The organism is Lutispora sp. (assembly GCF_041687175.1).
Classification (GTDB): domain Bacteria; phylum Bacillota; class Clostridia; order Lutisporales; family Lutisporaceae; genus Lutispora.
Genome location: NZ_JAWLCK010000203.1, coordinates 1 through 3,269, shown reverse-complemented (window position 1 = coordinate 3,269; position 3,269 = coordinate 1). Strand labels below are relative to the sequence as shown.

Genomic DNA, 3,269 nt, shown 5'->3' with positions numbered 1-3,269 from the left:
TTAAAAACCATTTTTCTGCATCGCTGACATCCGTGAATAATCTAAGAACACCTTGTTCTGCACTTTCAACAATCGCATCTCTAAACTCACTACTCAAGCTATTATTGTCCCTCATAACAACTGCCGCTTTAATATTGAACATACTAAACTTCTGAAGCATAAATACTAGCAATTCATTTTTTGGATCAAAAAAATCTTTAGGTAGCGCTTCACTATCTAATAGCACAAATTGGGTATTGTTTTCTACTAATGCAGTGATTACGTCATAAACATTTCTTTCCGTTTTAAGCTTGTTTTTCGTATCTTTAAAATGAACATAGGTTATATCTTTGTTATTGACTACCATATACTCCAATATGCCATCGCTTTTTCCCTCTGAAATGTTAGCTTTTATATTTTCATTTTCAGTTACATCATTTTCATTAGGGATATTGGATATAGCTTTTCGCAGTTCTTCAATCCATACTAGTTCATTTTCATATGTCCTAATAATATTATCTTTTATAAAGCTCCATAATGTTGTTTCCAACTCAGTTCTATTTGGTGAAAAATTTGAATCCTGTCTATATCTTTGCTCCATTATTAACTGCATCTTAACTTGATTGCAATATTCATCAATCAGCGCATTCAATTCCTTCGAATTGAGCTGCATAGACCATGCCAGACGAATAATGAACGGCTTCTTTATTTCTGTGGGCTCAATGGGAGAAAGAACCCATTCTTTTAAAGCAGCAAGTCCTTCACTAGTTATTCTATAAATTTTCTTTGCTGGTAAACCTTCCTGATGCTCGACTACATTGGTTACCATGCCTTTATTATGTAGCTCTGATAGTGCCTTGTATATTTGATTATTATTTCCTGACCAATACATGAAAGTAGAGTCTTGAATAATCTTTTTTAAATCATATCCTGTCATAGGTTTGTAGCTTAGTATCCCTAAAATTGCATAATTGATTGACATTTACTTTGCCCTCCGTTTTATATTAACATATGTTAATAGTATCATATGTTAATATTATAATCAACACAAAGTTATTATATTCTTAAAAATATTTTTATAAAAATTCGGATTTTATATTTAAAAGAAAATTCCCCTAAACTTATCGTTTAAGGGAATGAAAAATTAAAGCAAATCTCCATTTTCATCATAAAAAGAATCACAAAATCTCATATTACCGAATACATTTTTATTGGTATTAAGAAACTTGATTTTAAGATAAGGATTCTCAGGATGGTTATATCCTAATTTAATTCCATATACTAAAGCTGATTCAAATCCGAATTGTTTATAATAATCTCCCCCTGTAAGTGCAATCCAATCAAAATTGTATTCTTTTGCCTTTTCTATTCCATGCTCTATAAGTCTTTTTCCTATTCCTTTACGCTGGCAATCAGGTCTAACTGCTAAAGGACCTAATGCCAAGCCTTCATTTTTACCTATTAAAGCCCTTGATAACAAGATATATCCTATTATTTCATTGTCACTAATTGCAACTAAACATAATTCAGGAATGAATCCAGAATCGTTCCTTACCTTATCGACAAATTCCCACTCATTAAAATATTGATCCTTACCTGGCCTATCAAAAGCCGCTCTTACAATATTTTTTATTTCCCCAATATCGCTATCTCTTACTTGTCTAATAATTAGATTTTCCATTTTACCAGCCTTTCCATAAAATAAAATATTGCTAATCTTATATTACTTCAACCAATTTGGCTTCGCTATACTTTTCTTATTAGGCAGTCTTTGAATGGGTGATGTTAATTGGGCTTGAGTCGATAGGATTGTTAACCTTATGAAGTTTACAAGTTGACAATCATTTTAAGATAATATATTCTTAATATGCATTAAGCATTATTTTAACTATAAATAACCATAAATTAATAAAAGTCATATCGTCATAGTTAAATTACTAATATGGAGGTAAACATGAAAAATCTAGCAAAGGAAATTATCAGTGGTAGACGTTTAGAAAGAGAGGAAGATTTAAGTTTCTTTTTAGAAGCTGATTCAGAGGAATTATTTGAAGGTGCAAATATGATCCGTGATGCATTATGCGGTAGCAAGATAGATCTTTGCAGTATAATTAATGGTCGAAGTGGTCGTTGCAGTGAAAACTGTAAATTTTGTGCTCAGTCTTCTCATAATAAAACTGGAGTAAATGAATATGAATTTTTAGACCCTGATATAATAGTTGAAGATTGCAAGAAGCACCAGGAAAATGGTGTACACCGCTACTCAATTGTAACATCAGGTAGAACCTTAAGTGATAAGGATTTTGATAAAGCTATTGCAGCATATAAAAAAATGAGTGCCGAATGTGAAATTGAACTTTGTGCATCTCATGGATTATTAACAAAAGAACAGCTTGCTCGTTTGAAAGAAGCAGGTGTTTCAATGTATCATGCAAATATTGAAACATCTAAACGTAATTTCCCTAACATTTGTACAACTCATACCTATGAAGATAAGATAAAGGAAATTAAACTTGCTCAAGATGCAGGTCTTAAGGTTTGCTCTGGTGGTATCATAGGTATGGGAGAAACTTGGGAAGATAGAATTGATATGGCTTTAAGTTTATCTGAGTTGGAGATTGAGTCAATACCTATAAATGCACTTATGCCAATTAAAGGCACATATTATGAAAGTATAGAACCTCTTTCTGAGGATGAAATTTTAAGAACCATAGCAGTATTTCGTTACATTAATCCTACAGCATATATCCGTATGGCAGCAGGAAGAAGTTATTTTAAAGACGGAGGTAAAAAGATATTTCTATCTGGTGCCAATGCAACAATCACAGGGGATATGTTAACTACTGTAGGCAATAATACCGCCCAGGATAAAGAAATGTTAACTGCCTTAGGTTTTGATATATCAAAACAAAGAGGAGAATAATTCAGGCTCAACTTTCGCCCAAAATATACCCTCGATATGTTCCCATGTACACATCGAGGGTATAAATCAAATTGACAGATTTACTTTCATATAATGAAATAATTTATTTTAAAGGTTTTTCGGGCTTTACTTTTTAGACATCAATACTAGTCTCAAAATAGCTAGAAGGGACAGAATTGATGCATGGATAGATAATTAAAGTAAGAATTTATCTGTACATCTATATATAAAGCTCTGCAATAGAATATAAAGCTGCATTTCCGCTGAGAAAAACTCTATCCCCTGACACACGGCAGTAAAGGGTGCCTCCCCTTTTTGAATCCTGATATGCCACTATTTCATCTTTTTTAAGTACTCTAACCCAATA

Annotated in this window: 3 protein-coding genes and 1 pseudogene; 1 reads left to right on the top strand and 3 read right to left on the bottom strand. The window is 32.2% G+C overall.

The window, feature by feature from the left end:
* Together ACESM9_RS15250 and ACESM9_RS15245 are read right to left on the bottom strand one after the other, a co-directional pair.
* Positions 1-961, bottom strand: a 961-nt coding sequence (locus ACESM9_RS15250) for a DUF4180 domain-containing protein (RefSeq protein ID WP_373000675.1), incomplete at its 3' end; no start/stop codon positions are given.
* A gap of 162 nt (positions 962-1,123) precedes the next feature.
* Positions 1,124-1,660, bottom strand: a complete 537-nt coding sequence (locus tag ACESM9_RS15245; RefSeq protein ID WP_373000672.1) for a GNAT family N-acetyltransferase — start codon at positions 1,658-1,660, stop codon at positions 1,124-1,126.
* 273 nt (positions 1,661-1,933) lie between these two features.
* On the opposite strand from ACESM9_RS15245, the gene bioB reads away from it, so the two are divergent.
* On the top strand, positions 1,934-2,902 hold the full coding sequence (gene bioB / locus ACESM9_RS15240; protein ID WP_373000669.1) for a biotin synthase BioB: 969 nt from the start codon (positions 1,934-1,936) through the stop codon (positions 2,900-2,902).
* A gap of 220 nt (positions 2,903-3,122) precedes the next feature.
* Here the strand turns inward: bioB and ACESM9_RS15235 are convergent.
* Positions 3,123-3,269, bottom strand: a pseudogene (locus ACESM9_RS15235) (phenazine biosynthesis protein); the annotation flags it as partial.

Excerpts from the sequence above, each read along its gene's own strand:
- ACESM9_RS15245 (WP_373000672.1), bottom strand. The coding sequence starts at position 1,660 with ATGGAAAATCTAATTATTAGACAAGTAAGAGATAGCGATATTGGGGAA.
- bioB (WP_373000669.1), top strand. The coding sequence starts at position 1,934 with ATGAAAAATCTAGCAAAGGAAATTATCAGTGGTAGACGTTTAGAAAGA.